Raw genomic sequence first — 16,362 nt, 5'->3', positions numbered from 1 at the left:
CGGAAACAGGGTCGGAAGCGGGCATAATCACGACTATGACCGACTCATCGGACCTGGCGCGCCTGCGCCATATCGGCTGGCGCGACCCCGCCCTGCCCGACGATCCACGCCGCCTCGCACGCGTCGTGGCGCAGCATCGTGCCGGCTACGAAGTTCACGACGGCTCGGTGGCGTTCAATGCACAGCCTGCCGGGCACTTCCTCAAGCGTGGCCTCGATCCCTCGCTGCGACCGTCGGTGGGCGACTTCGTCCTGCTCGACCATGCCAATCATCCGGTGATCGAAGAGATCCTGCCGCGGCGGTCCGTCCTGACGCGTGCGGCGGCCGGCGAGCGCTACGAGCGCCAGATCATCGCGACCAATATCGACTACGTGCTGGTGATCACCGGTCTCGACGGCGATTTCAATCCGTCGCGCATCGAACGCTACCTCACGCTGGTCGAAGGCTCCGGCGCACGTCCCGTCGTCTTGCTGACCAAGGCCGACACCGAGGTGGACGTCGAGGGTGCCGTCACTGCCCTGCGCGAACGGCTCCCCGATGATGCGGCGGTGCATGCGATCAACGCGAAAGACCCTAGCACCGTGGCCCTTCTGAGTGCCTATCTCGGCCCCGGATCCAGTGCCGTGCTGGTGGGTTCGTCGGGCGCAGGCAAGTCGACGCTGACCAATACGCTGCTGGGCTATGACCGCATGGCCACCGCCGCCGTGCGCTCGCACGATAGCCGCGGCAGGCACACGACGACCCACCGCGCACTGCTCAGTCTCCCAACGGGTGGTTGCCTGATCGATACGCCGGGAATGCGCGAGCTGAAACTTACCGGCGAAGAGAACCTGGACCTGTTCGCCGACATCGAAACCCTGTCGTCGCAGTGTCGATTCGGCGATTGTGGACACAGCAACGAACCGGGCTGCGCGATCCAGGCTGCGCTTGCCTCGGGTGAGCTCTCGCCGCAACGCTGGCGCAACTATCTCAAGCTGCACGACGAACGCGAAGAGCAGGCCGCCACGCTGGAAGCACGCCTGAAACGGAAGGCCGGTCCGAAGCCTGTCGGCAAGCCCAAGCGTGGCGAATGGCGCCGCGGCGACGGCTGACTCACGGAGCGACAGCTCCCGACATACGCGGTGTGCGCCGATAACTAAGTTGCTTTCCTCATCGACAAAACGAGGAAGGCATCATGGCCGTGTATTCGTATGGGCGCAGCGCGCTCGCCCTGGCATTGTTCGGTGCGCTGGTCGTCCCGGCGCGGGGCACCCACTATCCCCACAGCGTCGTCGTAAACGACGGTGAGGCCTTTTCGCTGGACCCTGGCGACAGGATCACCATCGACGGACCCGGCGTCGGCCGCGCCGTCGAGGTCAGGCGACGCGCATCGTTCGACGCGTACGACGTGGATATCATCAATCACAGCTCGGGCAACGCCGCGCGCCATGCGTATGGGCTGCTGGCTTTCGGCGAGGCAAGTGCGTTCGTCGGTGACAGCCGCATGGTTGGTAGCGGCACACGATCCATCGGCGTCCATGCCCAGGATATCTCCAGGATCACCCTTCAAAATGTAGCGCTGACCATGAGCGCGGCGGATAGCATCGGGATCTCATCGCGTTCGGGTAGCCGGGTCACCGCGAATAGCGTGAGGTTGCGCGTCGATGGTGAGAACGCGATCGGGGTTCTCGCCGCGGGAACGGATACTCGTATTGTCGGCTCGGGACTTTCCATCGTCCACGCGGGGAAACGCGGCGGCGCGGGTAAGGCGTTCGAGGTGGCGGAGGCCATCGCCATCAGTGGTGGCGCAAACGTCGCACTGACCCACAGTTCCCTGCTGACAGAACAGCCTGCCGTGGACACGGTATCGATCCGGGGTGCCACGTCGATACTCGCCGTGGGCGACACGCGGATCATCGCCCAAGGCGTTGGCGCCTCCGCCATCGCCCTCGCGGGTGGCACGGTGACCGTCGACGGTGGCGAAGTGCGTGGCGCAGGTCACGCTATCCGTGCCGTGCATGGGGATCCAGGCGATGTCGCCGTTACCGTGAGCGGCGGTGCGCAGATCGCCGGTCGCATCGAGAACGCGGATCAGCTGCTGACCTTCTCCGCCGAGAACAGCCATGTGCACGGTGACATCGTCAGCACGGGAAGCGGCCCGCTACGTGTGAGGCTGGCCAATTCGTCGTGGATTGGCAGGGGCGAGCGCGTTGCCGAACTCACTGTCGCCGATGGCTCCTGGAAAGCGACGGGCGACAGTTCGGTGCAACACCTGGCCTTGCTCGGGTATGGACGGATCGCCTTCGACGAGGCCTCGCCAGCGAGCAGCCTGCATGTCGGCACGTTCGCCAACCCCGGCAACGGAGGTAGCGTGACCTTGCGGGCCCGGCTGGATGTCGGCGGCGCAGCCGGCCAACTCGCCGACCGGCTACTGGTCTCCGGAGACGCCACGGGATCCACGACTCTGCATATCGTCAACGCGGGGGGTGCCGGTGCGGATACGTCGCCGCTGTCGCGCGAACCGCACGCCGGTGACGGGATCAGTGTTGTGCAGGTCGGTGGGCAGGCCGGCACGGATTCCTTCCAGCTTGCGGGTGGGTATGTGGCCGCCGGTCCCTGGCAATACGGCCTCGTTGCCTATGCACCGGGCTCGTCCGATGCACGGCAGCGCCTGGTCGTCGGCGAGGGCAACGACCACTGGGACTATCGGTTGCAGAGCAACCGTATCGATGCATTCGGCAACCCGGTAAACGACGAAACTTCCATGCGCGGTGCCGCCACGCGGGCACGACTGGTGCCCCAGGGACCTGCCTATCTCGTGCTTGCCCATGCGCTCTTCGGCTACGGACGCGCGTCCATGGATGCCTGGCGTCCGGACGACCCGGCCGCGCCGCGAGATCCGGCATGGCGCGTTCGTTCGTTCGGTGGTCATGCAGCCTACCGAAGCACCCTGCCGTTCCAGCGCTACGCCACCGACTACGTGCGATCGGATCGTGGCCTGCAGATAGCCGGCGACGTGCTCGCATGGTCGTCGGGTGCCATGACGATGCGTGCAGGGCTGGGCCTTACCGCGGGGTCGATGCGCATCGCACCACGTGACGTCGATGGCGTGAGTCGCGCGAGGGCCAACGCGCGCGGTATGGCGGCCACTTACGTGCTGGATACCGAAAGTGGTTGGCACGCCACTGCGTCATACGGGTATACGCATCATCGCATCGATGTGAACACGCCCCTGCGTGGCGAGGTACTAGGACGGTTTCGTGCCAACGCCAATGACGCGTCGATCGGCAGTGGCTTCCGTTGGCATCCGGTCGAGCGCCTGGTACTCGAGCCTGCGGCTTCCCTGCTCTGGCAACGTCTCCGCTTCGCCAGTGCCACGGATCGCGATGGCCTGCTCGTACGGCCGGGTTCACCCAGCCGCGTGACCCTGCGCAGCGGCGCGCGAGCCTCCGTGCGGTTTGAACCCAGGGGCGACGTGCTCGCCGCCTGGTCGCCGTACATCGACACCCGCTACGTCATCACACGCGGTTCGGGAGAGTCGGTCGATGTCTCGGGCGTCCGGCTGGCCACGGGCAGCGCGGGAAGAGCCACTGAACTCGCGGCGGGTGCGGCATGGCAGTTTCGCCATGACCTCACGGCGTATGTCGATGTCACCGCGCGTGCGCGGGTCGGCCACGGTGGCGAGTCCGGCATGAGCGCCCGCGCCGGCGTGATCTACCCGTTCTGAGAACCGGGACGACCGTAGTGGCCGGTCAGTACGTGACGGTCACCATGATGATGTCGCTGTAGATGGCCGCCCTGGCGGCGGCCTGTGCCGGAACCCGGCCGTACACCGTCATGGTCTGCTCACTGCCTGAGCCGGTGCCGGTTGCCGTGTCGGTGTTCAGCGTGCTTCCCCAATGCAGTGTGCGCTGGGAGTCACGATAGAGGTCATATGTCACGAAACCGCTTCCGGATGACATTCGCCGCGTGGTACCGAGGGCATTCTGTCCATTGTCGAGACCGACCTGATACGCCGCACGGTTGGTGCAGGTCATGCGCACCAGGGAGGTCTTGTCGGTGGCCGTCTTCAGCAATCCGGACACGCTGCCAAAATCCAGGTCGGTCGCCGTGCCCACGGTGCACTTCGCCGAGACGGACGCTGTGATGCCCACCGAAGGTGCGGTCACGGTGATCGGACCACCCGTGCCGCCGGCTTGGCAGGTGGTCGGTGCCACACCCAGGCTGAGCAATGCCTCGTTGTAGCTGTAGGTCAGCGCATTGCTGGTGAGTGCACTGGCCAGGGTGGCAGCATAGCTACCGGGCGAGAGATTCGATTGAATGGCAGGTACGCGGCCATAGATCGTCAGGTTTCCGGACACCGCCGCGCCGTTGGACAGGATGCCGATGCTCATGTTGAAGGTTCGTGCGGTGTAGGTGGCGTTGGCGACCGTGCCCCAGGCCGTCGTGCGCGTCGAATCCTTGTAGAGCTGGTACTGCATCCGGTCGCCACTGGGGTCGATCATCGTGCGTGGCGACAGGTTGCCAAGGTCATCGGCACCCAGGCTGGCGCACGCTGTGACGTAGGTGCCGTAGAGGGCACCCAACAGGCCGTTATACGTGCAGCTGTAATTGAGCGTGGCGGTAGTGTCGACGAAGCTTCCCGTCGGGTCCACGGTGCCGAACGCCACGTTGGTGATACTGGTGACCGTGCACGTCGTGGTCGCTTCGGCGCGTCGCGATCCGCACAGCRCCGCCAGGGTGATGAGCAGGAGCGCCAGCCATTTCATGGCACCGTCGTCCGGCAGACCAAAGGCCCGATCAGTGGCAGGTTGCGTGCGCTGGCCGGGTAGGTGAGCGACGCGGCACAGTGGTGGCCATCTGGCAGGCTGACGTGAAGATCCGTGTTTCCGTGGAGGTTGTCGAGGTAGACCATGCCGTCATAGCCGACATAGGCAGGCGGCTCATCGTCGGCGTTGACCACGGAGCCCACGGGCAACGGCATGCCGTTTTCGTCGACCAGGATCGCCGAGGCCGCTCGTACGCGCTTCACCGGAAAACGGACGACAACGCCGGAGCGGTCCGACGGCGCGACGATGCTCTCGACGCGCTGCACGCGATCGTCGGCAGGCAGGTCGAGCGGATCGATGGCGAGGCGGTTGTCCTGATAGGCATTGAGGCGGGACACCAGAAGCAGCCCGTTGCTGTCCGTGACTCCCGTACGTCGGTTCTCGAGCAGCACGGGAATATCCGGCGTACCCTCGGTGCTGACCAGGGCGAAGGCATCGTCGATGCGCCGCGCGGCGAACGCATGGCCACCCATCAGTACGACAGCGCCGTTGGCATCCGCGTAGCTATACGACGACGGCCCGACATTGCTCGCGCCCACCGTCAGCTGACCGCGGTTGCCGAGCCAACCCAGTTCGGCGAGGCCACCGCCGTCACTTCCGCTGCGCCCCTGGACATGCCAGCCGAACCCGCCGTCACCGTCGACCGGCCGGCTCGCGTCCACGGTCGCGAAGGTCTGGTCGCGGTCGCGTTGTGCCGAGACACTCCACGTGGCGAGCTGGTCGAGCGACATGGTGACGCCGAGGAAGATGCTACGGTCGCTGGACGCGTCCAGGTTCTGGTTGTAGCTGAGATTGACCGACACACCGCGGCCGAGATTGCGCAGCACGAACAAACCTGCATAGCGCGAGGCGGATTGCCCCGCGTAGCGCAGTCGAACGAAGTTCGCGCCGAAGCTGGATTCACGTACGTTGAAGCCGATGAGTGCACGGTCGCTGGTGCGGGGCGGCGGTGAACCATAATTCGAAGCGACGTCACGATAGCTGGCGTCGCTGCGCACGGTGTCCAGTGAGGCGTTCACATAACGCCCCGTCCAGGCATAGCCAAAACCGTACTGCGAACCACCACCGCGCGAGCCCGCCATCGAGGCGTTGAGAATGGTGGCGCCCGCCGGATTCCATACCGCACCCACGCCGGCGGTGCCGCGGCCATCACCTGCTTCGGCATGCGTCTCCAGCGTCAAGGTATCGGTCACGCCGTGGCGCCAGGTGGCACTTCCGATCGGCGCGGTCCCGTATTCGAACGACGCGATGCCGTATGCCTCGCGCACGGTACCCACTTCGACGGACCAGTCGTCCAGGCCACCGCGGAGCAACTGGCGCGCGGAATAGAAAGGGAACGTCACCGTGCTGCTGCGTCCGAGCGCATCGGTAAGGACCACCTGGGCCTGGCCGGACTGATCCACTCCCGGCACCGCGGTAAGCTGGAACGGGCCCGCCGGGACGCGACCGTTGTATTGGCGGATGCCGTCGACATAAAGCTCCACCGCCGAGGGAGCGGTGGCCTGGCCGAAGAACTGCGGCAGCGGCGTAGTCACCCGATACGGCTGCAGCCCGAAATCGGTGCCGAAGCCGATACCGCCGATCCGCGTCGCGCGCGTCCAGGAGAGATAGCCCGTGAAGGTGTCACCGATCGTCAGGGCCAGCGACTGCGCGGGAAACGCGAGCCGCCACTGCGTGTCCAGGCGCACGGTGTCACCTTGCCAGCCTTGTCCGGGCGTCTGGTAGCGTCGAGTCAGTTCGGTGCTGCTCAATACGCCGAGGCCGTCGCTGAAGGCGCGCAGTTCGGTCAGGGCGCTGACGTTGCCGAATCCACCGCCTTCGGCGGCATAAATATCGTAATTGAGCAGCACGCCGGTCCCGCTGGTGGGCGGCGTGGCGCTGCGTTCGGCCTTGTTGAGGATCTGCCGTGGGAGGTTGAGCTGGTCCAGAGGCGCATCCACGGTGACGCGTTGCTGGCCTACGTCGTAGGTGTAGTGAAGTCCGGGAATGTCGGGCAGGCAACGTTCGTCGTCACCCGGGGCAAGAGCGAAGCCGATGCTGCGCAGGTCGGTGGCCGTGGCGCAGAGTGCTTCACCGCGGCGAGTGAAGTGGACGAGGCGCTCGGTCGCGCTGCCATTGAGCACCACCTCGAGGTAAAGCTCTTCGCCCACCAGGCGCACGCGTSGCTGCACGGTCGCCGGCGGTGGCACCGGGTCGGCATCCTTCGCTGTGGCGTGCATGGTGGCGGCGTCCAGCACGAGGAGGCTAGCGGCCGTCCGGGTCCACGACCAACGTCGACTCGGACGTTTCACCATTGATCCTCGCCTTGATCGCGCCATCCGTCGGAGAGGCGCCTTGCGGCAGATGCCAGCTCATGGTGCTGCCAGGCAGCGCGTAGCCCACCAGGCCGGCAAGGAGCACCGTGTGTTTTCCCTCCGCACCACGCCATACAACGTCGGCGATTTGCGCATGGCCGTTTCCTGCGTTGCTGACGCGCAACATCGGGCCGTCGGGTGCGTTGTCCCAGCTCGCCTGCAGCGCCACCTTCACGGGAGGGTCGCCCACGGGCGCCAGGAAGACGGGTAGGGAGTAGCGAAGGATGAACTTCAGCCCCGGGCGATCGCCCGCATCGATCGGCAGCTCGTCGACGATGACCCGGTACGACGCCTCGGTTGCCGGGGGCGCAGGCACCTGCCGGATAACGCGCACCATCTGCCGGTCGCCCGGAGCGATGGTGACCATGGGCGGGCTCACGACAAGATCGCGCGAGGGCTCGAGCACATCCTTGCCGTCGATTTGCGACCAGTGGAAAACGCGCACCTGTGCGTGTACAGGCTCGCTRCCTGTATTGGTCAGCCACAGTGCGTCCGCTTGCGCGGTGCTGGCCAGACGCAGGCCGATCGGTGAAACCTGCAGGCCGCTCGCCGGTGCCGGAGGCACGAGCAGAAACGCTGCGGCCAGCGCGCAGGCTATTGCCACGCGTCGTGGCCACGGGCACACCGTCAGTACGTGATCGTGGCGGTGATGACGTCGGCGTACGAACCCGCCGGGAAGTTCGTGGTGGGGACGCGACCGTAGACCGGTACCGTCTGGACCGTGCCCGTGCCCGTGCCGGCGTAGATGTTGCCACCGGTGCCGGTGGTGCTGCCCCAGATGTCCGCTGCCGTGCGCGTGGCCAGGCGGTACAGCTGGTAGGGTACCTGCGCGGTGCCGCTGCTCATCTTCCGGGTGTTCGCGTCTGTCCCGTTCTGCCCGTTGTCCAGTGAGATCGTGTACGGCGAGCTCGGCGTGCAATTGACGTTGAGGGCGCCCTGGTTGTCGACATTCGTCGCCGTGGACGGTTGCGTGCCGAAGTTCACGTCGGTGGGTGCGGTCGTGCTGATGTCGCACGCGGTGGTGATGGTGATGCGGACATTGAACGTGGTGGTGGCGGTCGCGGCCTGGGCGCCGCCCGACGCAAGGCCGAGGCCGATCAGTGCAGACGTGGTGAGCAGACGGAAGTTCATGGTGGATCTCCTGTGACGTGTGTCCGTCGGCTGCAAGGATCGGGGGACGGAAGTCGTCACGCGTGTGAATTCCGGCGGTCGCTGCCGTATCGACTTAGCGATGCCGAATCAGCCTAGCGTTGTGTCAAGGATGCTTGACATGGCCGGGCGTTCGGCCCAGGATGATGTCAAGCGTGCTTGACACGCTGCCTGGTCATCTGGAGGTTCGTCATGTCGTACCGCGTCGCTTTCCGACTCGCCGCGCTCGCTCCGGCCGCCCACCATGCGCACTGATTGGTGGACTGGCATGCGCCCGGTACACAGGCGCTATATGCGAGAGTTTTTTCCGGCCATGCTTGCTTACGTCATCGTTCTCCTCCTCTCGACGGAGTGGCTCAGGACCCTGGAAGGTACGGCTGCCCGTGCGGTTGTCACGCTGCTGCCGGTACTCCCGATCGCGTTCGTCATCCGAGCCATGGTTCGTGTGATCCGCGACCAGGACGAGTTCGAACGCCGAATCGACCTCGAAGCAGTTGCCCTGGCTGGGGGCATTGGGGGGTTCGGTTTCTTTACCTACGGCATGCTGCTTAGTGCGAAGGTCGTTGCCGCGCCGCCGGCAGAAGCGATCGCCATCTGGGTGCTTCCCGTGTTGATTGCCTGCTTCGGCATATGCAAATGTGCTGTCCGGGTTCATTACCGCAGCCGATGAAAAACAGCGTTCGCGAACTACGTACCGCGCTGGGCTGGTCGCAGGCCGACCTCGGCGAGAGGCTCGATGTTTCCCGGCAGACGGTGAACGCGATCGAGACCGGCAAGTACGATCCGAGCCTGCCGCTCGCCTTCAAGATCGCGGCGCTCTTCGCGCTTTCGATCGAATCCATTTTTACGCCCGAGGCCTGACGGTATGAAACGCGCGCAACGTATCGCCATCCTTCTCGTTATCGTCGCGGGGGCTTTCGCCACCCGGCAGCTCATGCGCAAACCGGTCGCTGACGGCGCGGAAAAGCCCGTCGCCGCCGTTCCCGCCGCCACGCGTCCGGCGCCGCCGCGCGTGTGGAAACTCGGCTCACTCGAGCTTCGCCCCTGCGAGCTGGCGCAACCTCATTCGGGAACCTCGGTGGCCGCCTGGTGTGCGCCGTTCGACGTGCCGGAGGATCGCGAGCACCCCGAGGCTCGCAAGCTCAAGATGCGCCTTGCCGTCATCCGCAGCAGCGCCCAGGTGCCGGCGGACGACATGGTCGCCTTCATCGCAGGTGGCCCGGGCCAGTCGGCAGCGGAGAGCTACCCAGCGATCGCGCCGGCCATGGCACCRCTGCTCGCCCATCGCAACGTGCTCCTGCTCGACCAGCGCGGTACCGGCGGCTCGCATCCGCTGAGCTGTCGTGACGACGAGCCCGGTGCGCCCGACGGCGCGTCGGCGGCGCATGGCTCCGACGCGGATGTGGTCCGCAAGGAAACCCGCCAGTGCCTCGACCAGCTCTCGCCGGGTGCCGACGTGCGCTTCTACACCACGACGGACGCCGTCGCCGATCTCGAAGAGGCACGCCACGCGCTCGGCTCGCCGAAGTTCGATCTGCTCGGCGTGTCCTACGGCACGCGCGTGGCCCAGCAGTACGCCATGCGTCATCCCGAGGGTCTGCGTACTCTGATCCTCGATGGTATTGCGCCGAACCAGCTTGTCCTTGGCGAGGACTTCGCCGTGAACCTCGACGCCGCCCTGAAAGCCCAGTTCGCTCGCTGCGATGCGGACAGCGCCTGCCATGCACGCTTCAGTGATCCCTACCAGACCCTGTTCCAGCTTCGCGACGCCCTGCGCGCCAATCCGCACAAGGTCAGCTTCCGCGATCCGCAGAACTACGCTTCCGTGCAACGCGTGCTGAGCGAGCATGCCCTGGCCACGGTCGTCCGCATGTTTGCCTATTCACCGGAAACCGCGGCACTGCTGCCTCTCTCGATCGACGCCGCCGCGCATGGCGACGTCGGTCCCTTGCTGGGGCAGGCCARGCTGCTCACGGGTGACCTGGGCGACACCATGGACGGCGGCATGCAGTACTCGGTCATTTGTTCCGAAGACGCGGACCTGCTCACGTCGCGCCCGCAGGACAAGGACACGATCCTCGGTGACGGCATGATCGAGGCGTTCCGCGCCGCCTGTTCGGTCTGGCCGCACGGCAAGCGTCCGGCGGATTTTCACCAGCCCTTGAAGAGTCCGGTGCCGGCCTTGCTGATGTCCGGTGAGTTCGATCCGGTCACACCATCGCGCTACGGCGAACAGGTACTCGAAGGCTTGCCCAACGGCCGCCACTTTGTCCTCAAGGGGCAGGGACACAACGTCGTCGCGCGCGGCTGCATGCCGCGCCTGCTCGATCAGTTCATCGACAGCGCCAACGCGAAGTCCCTCGACGCGCGTTGCCTCGACCGTCTCGCACCGCTGCCGGTGTTCGTCGGATTCAACGGAGCCACGCCATGATCGAAGTCAGGGACCTGCACAAGGCCTTCGGTGACGTACGCGCCGTCAACGGCGTGAGCTTCACCGCGCGCGATGGCGAGATTACCGGCCTGCTCGGCCCGAATGGCGCCGGCAAGACCACGACGCTGCGGATGCTCTATACCTTGATGAAGCCCGACGCCGGCCAGGTCCTCGTCGACGGCGTCGACGCCTATACCGACGCCCTTGCCGTGCGCCGTCGTCTCGGCGTACTGCCCGACGCTCGCGGGCTCTACAAGCGACTCACCGCCGCCGAGAACATCGATTACTTTGGCAAGCTGCATGGCATGGAGCCGGCGCTGCTGGCGCGACGCCGCGAAGCCCTGATCGACGGCCTGGACATGCGCGACATCGCCACCCGCCGCACCGAAGGCTTCTCGCAGGGCCAGCGGGTGAAGACGGCCATCGCCCGCGCGCTCGTCCACGATCCTCGCAACGTGCTTCTCGACGAACCCACGAACGGCCTGGACGTCATGGCCACGCGGGCCATGCGACGCTTCATGCGGCAGTTGAAGGACGAGGGTCGCTGCGTGCTTTTCTCCAGTCACATCATGCAGGAGGTTGCCGCCCTCTGTGATCGCATCGTGGTGATCGCGCATGGCCGCGTCGTTGCCGACGAAACCCCTGCCGCACTTCTCGCGCAGACCGGCGAGAGCAGTCTCGAGGATGCCTTCGTGAAGATCATCGGTACCGACGAGGGCCTCGCCGCATGAGCGCCTTCACCGCCGTCTACTGGAAGGAAGTACGCGAGAACCTCCGCGACCGTCGCACGCTCATCAACGCCCTGGTGACCGGGCCGCTGCTCGGGCCGGTCATGTTCATCATGCTGATGAACGTGACGATCAACCGCGAGATCGCCAAGGCCGATCGCCCCATCGCCGTGCCCGTGATCGGTGCCGAGCTGGCGCCGAACCTCGTGGCGGCGCTGAAGAGTGCAGGCATCGACGCACAGCCGGCGCTGGCCGATCCCGAGAACGCCATCCGCGAACAGCGCACCGACATCGTCGTACGCATCTCGCCTGATTACGCGAAGGCCTGGAACAAGGGTCAGACGGTACAGGTGGAGTTGATCTACGACTCGTCGCGACGGGACGCCTCCACGCCTGTGATGCGCGTGCGCGGTGTCGTCGAGAGCTACGGTCGGCGCGAGGGTGCCATGCGCCTGATCGCACGCGGGCTGTCGCCTTCCACGGCGTGGCCGGTGCAGGTGGCCGATCGCGACCAGGCCACCTCGCAGTCTCGCTCGGGACTGATGTTCTCCTTCCTGCCGTACTTCTTCGTGCTCACCGTGTTCCTCGGCGGCATGTACCTCGCCATCGACCTGACGGCGGGCGAGCGCGAGCGGCAATCGCTGGAGCCCTTGTTCGTCAATCCGGTCGCACGCTGGAAAATCCTTGCCGGCAAACTCGCGGCGATCTGCACGTTCTCGCTGGTCAGCCTGCTGCTTACCGTCGGCGCCTTCATGACGGCACCGTGGTTCATTCCGACCGAGAAGCTCGGCATCGCGCTGGATCTGGGCTGGCGTTTCAGCGGTCAGGTCATCGTGCTGATGCTGCCGCTGATCCTGCTGCTGGCCGCGTTGCAGTCGCTGGTCTCGGCCTTCGCCAAGAGCTATCGCGAAGCGCAGACGTATCTGTCGATCCTGATGATCATCCCGATCCTGCCGAGCGTGCTGCTCTCGGTGATTCCCGTGCGTGCCGAGCCGTGGATGTATACGGTTCCACTGCTTGCCCAGAACCTCGGCATCGTGCAGTTGTTGCGCGGCGATGGCGTGCCGGGCTGGCAGCTGGGCTTCTGCCTGGCCGGCGGCTTCGTGGCGGCGGTGTTGGCGGTGTGGGGCGCCGCCATGCTCTACCGTTCCGAACGTCTCGCCATCTCCGGCTGACCGGGAATCATCGCCAGGTCAGGTCCACGCCGACCAGAAAGCTTCGGCCGGGAGCCGGTTCGTAATAGCGGCCGTTGCCGTCGTTGACGATGACCGAGCCGATCACGTGCCGATCGGCAAGGTTGTCCACGCGGGCGAAGGTGTTCACGCGCCACGGGCCCTGGTCGAATACATAACCACCGGAGAGACCGAACAAGGCATAGCCCGGCGCGGACTCCGTGCCGAGGTCGTTGACTGACGTCGATCCCATCGTCTGCACGTCGAAGGTGCCCTGCAAGCCACGATCGCCGCCGTACTTCAGTGCGGCGTAGCCGGTGGAGCGCGGTGCGCCCGGGATGCGTGTGCCGGCGGGAACCGGCGTGTCGGGCGCGCCGCAGCCGGTGGACACGCAGGTGAGGAACGGCGTGCGGAAGCTGGCCTGGAGGTGCGTATACGACGCAACGAAATGGACATCGCGGGCGAGTTCGGTGTTGAAGGACGCTTCGATGCCCTGGCGACGTGACCGCGCGATGTTCTGGTAAGTCGTCCTGCCTCCGATATTGGTCGCCACCGCCAGTTCGTTATCGCTGTCCGCACGGAACAAGGCGATGCCCGCCTGTGTCTTGTCGGAGGGTTGCAGCTTGATGCCCACCTCCTCGTTATGCGACCGCGAGGGCTGCAGGTTGAACGCGAGGCCCGGCCCATTGTCGGCGCGGTAGCCGATTTCAGAGAACGTCGGCGTTTCGAATCCACGGCCCCAGTTGGCGTACACGTGCGCCCAGGACGCCGCGCGCCAGAGCACGCCGAAGACAGGCGTGGTGGCACTGTACGACTGCGTGCCGCTGTCATCGGGATTCCCCGCCACGATGTAGCGGTCTGTCGAGCTGAAGTGCACGTCGCTGTGCCGTACGCCTCCCATGAGCGTCCAGTCCTCCGCCACGCGCCATGTCGCTTGGGCGTACTGGTCGAAGTCGAACACACGGTCGATCTCGTCGCGGCGCAGGTCGCCGCGAACACCGAGGGTGTCCCCCTCGAAATTGTTGTAGCCAAGGCGATGCTGGTGCTGGTTGTCGTAGGCGATGCCCGTGGCTATCTCGAACGGACGCCCTGCCAGGGTGTTGCTCCAGGTCCAGCGCGCATCGCCACCACCGTACTGGCTGGTGAGATCCACCACGCCGCCGGAGTTGCCCGGCTGGGACACCTGAGTGGCCTTGGGAATGGAGAGGTACTGGGTGATGTCGCGCTGGCCGTAGTAGGTCATCACGCGCAGGCTGTTCGACTCGTCGATGCGCTGGGCGTAGATCAGACCGGCCTGCTGCTGGTTCGCCGACTTGCGCGTGTCGTAGGTGTCGGCCGCCGAGGCGACCTGTCGCGGGTTCGCCTGGTACTGGGCCCGGGTCAGGCCGAGCGGATCCTGGGCGCCCGGGACGTCCACCGTGTTGAGCACGAGGGTGAGCTTGCGATCGTCGTCGATCTTCCAGCCGAGCTTTGCGTTACCGGACTCGCGCCGGGCTGCGCTGTGATCGCGATACCCGCTGGTGCGGAAGTGGCTGAGGTCCACGTTGTAGTCGACCGGACCCTCGACGCCGCGCGCATTGACCGAGGTGCGGAAGTTGCCGTTGCTGCCGCCGGCGATGCCGACGCGCAGTTCGGGCGGCTCGGTGCCGTCAGCGGTGAACAGCTGGACCACGCCACCCGAGGCATTGCCGTAGAGCGCGGAGAACGGCCCGCGCAATACTTCGACGCGGTCGGCCGAATCGAGGTTGAAGTGCGACACCTGTCCCTGGCCGTCGGGCATCGTGGCCGGGATGCCGTCGGTGTAAAGGCGGATGCCGCGGATACCGAAGGTCGAGCGCGCACCGAAACCACGAATGGATATCTGCTCGTCCTGCGCGTAGTTCTGCCGGTCGCGCGCGACGATGCCCGGGATGGTCTGCAGCCGCTCGGACAGGTTCACGTCGAGGCTGCCGTCCGGAGGTGTGGCCACCACGTCGATCGCCGCGGGGACGTCGTACGGCGTCTGGGCGGTCCGCGTGGCGGTGACCACGACAGGCGCGAGCTTTGGCGCGTCCTGCGCGGTGGCGGCGCCGGCCAGCGCAAGGAGAACAGCGCCAGCCAGCGGGCGTAGAGAGGGGAGTGTCATGCGGGGACCCTGCAGGAGATACGACATGATGCTCAAGAGAGTGTATGCGTTATCTCAAGACCGAAGCTTGTAGCGGGGATCGACCGGTTCGTCGCAAGCACCCATCGCCGCTGAAGCGGCTCCCACAGGGTCGTGCTAGCCTTCCCGCCCACATCCCCTCTACCCCGGTGACGCCATGAAGAAGCTCGCTCTCGCCTGCGCTGGTCTGTTCGGTCTGACCGTCTCGTTTGCTTCCCTGGCGGCCACCGAGGTCGATCAGCCGGCCCAGGCTACGCCGCCGGCCAGTGCCGGGCAGCTCACTGCCTCGCAGTTGGACAAGGCCATCGCCGGCAGCTGGCGCTCGCCGGCGAACAAGGCGCGCGATCAGTACCGTCACCCGAAGGAAATGCTGACCTTCTTCGGCATCCGCCCGGACATGACCGTGATTGAAATCTGGCCGTCCGGCGGCTGGTTCACCGAGATCCTCGCGCCGTTCCTGCATGACAACGGCCATTACATCGGCGTGATCGAAGACGGCTCGAAGGGCATGGCCGCGCTGCAGAAGAAGTTCTCCTTCGCGCCGGCGCAGTACGGCAACGCCAAGCTCGTCGGGGTGAACCACAAGGCGCCCGTGCTCGGTGCGCCGGGCTCGGCCGACATGGTGCTGACCTTCCGCAACGTCCACAACTGGGCCGCGGACGGTACGGCGGAGGCGATGTTCAAGTCGTTCTTCACCGTGCTCAAGCCCGGTGGCGTGCTCGGCGTGGAAGACCACCGTGCCGATGCGGGCAAGAAGCTCGACGACGTGGTCAACTCCGGCTACCTGCCGACCGACTACGTGATCAAGCTCGCCACCGACGCCGGTTTCAAGCTCGATGCGCAGAGCGAGATCAACGCTAACCCGAAGGACGACCACAACCACCCGAAGGGCGTCTGGACGCTGCCGCCTTCGTACGACATGGGTGAGGTCGACAAGGCGAAGTGGACGGCCATCGGCGAGTCTGACCGCATGACCCTGCGCTTCGTGAAGCCCGCCACCGCCAAGTGACATGCTGGTCGCACTGAACAAGCCCTTCGGTGTGCTCTGCCAGTTCACCGACGATGCCGGCCGGCGCACGCTGGCCGACTTCGTTCCGCAGAAAGGCGTGTATGCGGCGGGACGGCTGGATCACGACAGCGAAGGGCTGCTCCTGCTGACCGACGACGGCAAGCTGCAGCATCGCCTTGCCAATCCGACGCACAAGCAGCCGAAGACGTATGTGGTGATGGTCGAGGGGGTTCCCAGCGAGGAAGCCCTCGAGCGGCTGCGTCGCGGCGTCACGCTCAACGATGGGCCGACGTTGCCTGCGGCTGTCGAAGCGATCGACGAACCCGAGTGGTTATGGCCGCGCGATCCGCCCGTGCGGTTTCGCAAGACAGTGCCTGATGCGTGGCTGCGTATCGTGCTGCGCGAGGGGCGCAACCRGCAGGTGCGGCGCATGACGGCCGCCGTTGGGTTGCCGACGCTCCGACTGATTCGCGAGGCGGTGGGCGGCTATCACCTGGATGGTTTGGGGCTGGGGCAAGTGCGCGTCATCGATGCGAACCCTGCTCGGTAGGAGCCGATTCATCGGCGA

General features: G+C 65.9%; 14 protein-coding genes. 9 read left to right on the top strand and 5 right to left on the bottom strand.

Annotation, left to right across the window (positions count from 1 at the left end):
• Nucleotides 1-35: 35 nt before the first annotated feature.
• Together rsgA and AC1DT2_RS01840 are read left to right on the top strand one after the other, a co-directional pair.
• Nucleotides 36-1,091, top strand: coding sequence for a ribosome small subunit-dependent GTPase A (gene rsgA / locus AC1DT2_RS01845; RefSeq protein ID WP_063571767.1), 1,056 nt, complete (start codon nt 36-38; stop codon nt 1,089-1,091).
• Between the two features lie 83 nt (nt 1,092-1,174).
• Complete coding sequence (locus AC1DT2_RS01840; RefSeq protein ID WP_477293837.1) at nt 1,175-3,706, top strand: autotransporter outer membrane beta-barrel domain-containing protein; 2,532 nt, start codon at nt 1,175-1,177, stop codon at nt 3,704-3,706.
• A gap of 25 nt (nt 3,707-3,731) precedes the next feature.
• Here AC1DT2_RS01840 and AC1DT2_RS01835 read toward each other — a convergent pair whose 3' ends face one another.
• From AC1DT2_RS01835 to AC1DT2_RS01820, 4 genes are read right to left on the bottom strand one after another with little or no spacing between them, the layout of a single operon-like run.
• Nucleotides 3,732-4,748 carry a Csu type fimbrial protein gene (locus tag AC1DT2_RS01835; protein WP_477293835.1) on the bottom strand — a complete coding sequence of 339 codons (1,017 nt, stop codon included), beginning with the start codon at nt 4,746-4,748 and terminating at the stop codon, nt 3,732-3,734.
• Nucleotides 4,745-7,027 (bottom strand): fimbria/pilus outer membrane usher protein, encoded by a 2,283-nt coding sequence (locus AC1DT2_RS01830; RefSeq protein WP_477293833.1) that lies wholly within the window; start codon nt 7,025-7,027, stop codon nt 4,745-4,747. The genes AC1DT2_RS01835 and AC1DT2_RS01830 overlap by 4 nt, the downstream gene beginning before the upstream one ends.
• 25 nt (nt 7,028-7,052) lie before the next feature.
• Nucleotides 7,053-7,766, bottom strand: a complete 714-nt coding sequence (locus AC1DT2_RS01825; protein WP_477293831.1) for a fimbrial biogenesis chaperone — start codon at nt 7,764-7,766, stop codon at nt 7,053-7,055.
• 23 nt (nt 7,767-7,789) lie between these two features.
• Nucleotides 7,790-8,293 (bottom strand): Csu type fimbrial protein, encoded by a 504-nt coding sequence (locus AC1DT2_RS01820; RefSeq protein ID WP_477293828.1) that lies wholly within the window; start codon nt 8,291-8,293, stop codon nt 7,790-7,792.
• Nucleotides 8,294-8,603: 310 nt separating this feature from the next.
• Between AC1DT2_RS01820 and AC1DT2_RS01815 the strand changes: the two genes are divergently transcribed.
• From AC1DT2_RS01815 to AC1DT2_RS01795, 5 genes are read left to right on the top strand one after another with little or no spacing between them, the layout of a single operon-like run.
• The gene (locus AC1DT2_RS01815; protein WP_477293826.1) at nt 8,604-8,981 is read left to right on the top strand and encodes a hypothetical protein; all 378 of its coding nucleotides are present in this window, start codon (nt 8,604-8,606) and stop codon (nt 8,979-8,981) included.
• A complete protein-coding gene (locus AC1DT2_RS01810) occupies nt 8,978-9,172 on the top strand; it encodes a helix-turn-helix transcriptional regulator (RefSeq protein ID WP_213949257.1) in 195 nt (64 codons plus the stop codon). The genes AC1DT2_RS01815 and AC1DT2_RS01810 overlap by 4 nt, the downstream gene beginning before the upstream one ends.
• Before the next feature lie 4 nt (nt 9,173-9,176).
• Nucleotides 9,177-10,742: an alpha/beta fold hydrolase gene (locus tag AC1DT2_RS01805; protein WP_477293824.1), complete on the top strand. Its 1,566-nt coding sequence runs from the start codon at nt 9,177-9,179 to the stop codon at nt 10,740-10,742.
• Nucleotides 10,739-11,473 carry an ABC transporter ATP-binding protein gene (locus tag AC1DT2_RS01800; RefSeq protein ID WP_477293822.1) on the top strand — a complete coding sequence of 245 codons (735 nt, stop codon included), beginning with the start codon at nt 10,739-10,741 and terminating at the stop codon, nt 11,471-11,473. The genes AC1DT2_RS01805 and AC1DT2_RS01800 overlap by 4 nt, the downstream gene beginning before the upstream one ends.
• Nucleotides 11,470-12,645 carry an ABC transporter permease gene (locus tag AC1DT2_RS01795; RefSeq protein ID WP_477293820.1) on the top strand — a complete coding sequence of 392 codons (1,176 nt, stop codon included), beginning with the start codon at nt 11,470-11,472 and terminating at the stop codon, nt 12,643-12,645. The genes AC1DT2_RS01800 and AC1DT2_RS01795 overlap by 4 nt, the downstream gene beginning before the upstream one ends.
• Before the next feature lie 7 nt (nt 12,646-12,652).
• Here AC1DT2_RS01795 and AC1DT2_RS01790 read toward each other — a convergent pair whose 3' ends face one another.
• Nucleotides 12,653-14,767, bottom strand: a complete 2,115-nt coding sequence (locus AC1DT2_RS01790) for a TonB-dependent receptor family protein (RefSeq protein ID WP_477293818.1) — start codon at nt 14,765-14,767, stop codon at nt 12,653-12,655.
• 175 nt (nt 14,768-14,942) lie between these two features.
• Between AC1DT2_RS01790 and AC1DT2_RS01785 the strand changes: the two genes are divergently transcribed.
• Both AC1DT2_RS01785 and AC1DT2_RS01780 read left to right on the top strand, forming a co-directional pair.
• Complete coding sequence (locus tag AC1DT2_RS01785; protein WP_477293816.1) at nt 14,943-15,794, top strand: class I SAM-dependent methyltransferase; 852 nt, start codon at nt 14,943-14,945, stop codon at nt 15,792-15,794.
• A gap of 1 nt (nt 15,795) precedes the next feature.
• Nucleotides 15,796-16,344, top strand: coding sequence for a pseudouridine synthase (locus AC1DT2_RS01780; RefSeq protein WP_477293814.1), 549 nt, complete (start codon nt 15,796-15,798; stop codon nt 16,342-16,344).
• Nucleotides 16,345-16,362 lie beyond the last annotated feature (18 nt).

The sequence above is a fragment of the Luteibacter sp. P4_E6 genome (assembly GCF_056401535.1).
The sequence above is the reverse complement of the archived record's forward strand: the minus strand, read 5'-3'. Positions and strand labels throughout refer to the sequence as shown.

Coding starts and splice junctions, on each gene's coding strand:
- rsgA (WP_063571767.1), top strand. CDS start 36: ATGACCGACTCATCGGACCTGGCGCGCCTGCGCCATATCGGCTGGCGC.
- AC1DT2_RS01840 (WP_477293837.1), top strand. CDS start 1,175: ATGGCCGTGTATTCGTATGGGCGCAGCGCGCTCGCCCTGGCATTGTTC.
- AC1DT2_RS01820 (WP_477293828.1), bottom strand. CDS start 8,293: ATGAACTTCCGTCTGCTCACCACGTCTGCACTGATCGGCCTCGGCCTT.
- AC1DT2_RS01815 (WP_477293826.1), top strand. CDS start 8,604: ATGCGAGAGTTTTTTCCGGCCATGCTTGCTTACGTCATCGTTCTCCTC.
- AC1DT2_RS01810 (WP_213949257.1), top strand. CDS start 8,978: ATGAAAAACAGCGTTCGCGAACTACGTACCGCGCTGGGCTGGTCGCAG.
- AC1DT2_RS01800 (WP_477293822.1), top strand. CDS start 10,739: ATGATCGAAGTCAGGGACCTGCACAAGGCCTTCGGTGACGTACGCGCC.
- AC1DT2_RS01795 (WP_477293820.1), top strand. CDS start 11,470: ATGAGCGCCTTCACCGCCGTCTACTGGAAGGAAGTACGCGAGAACCTC.
- AC1DT2_RS01790 (WP_477293818.1), bottom strand. CDS start 14,767: ATGACACTCCCCTCTCTACGCCCGCTGGCTGGCGCTGTTCTCCTTGCG.
- AC1DT2_RS01785 (WP_477293816.1), top strand. CDS start 14,943: ATGAAGAAGCTCGCTCTCGCCTGCGCTGGTCTGTTCGGTCTGACCGTC.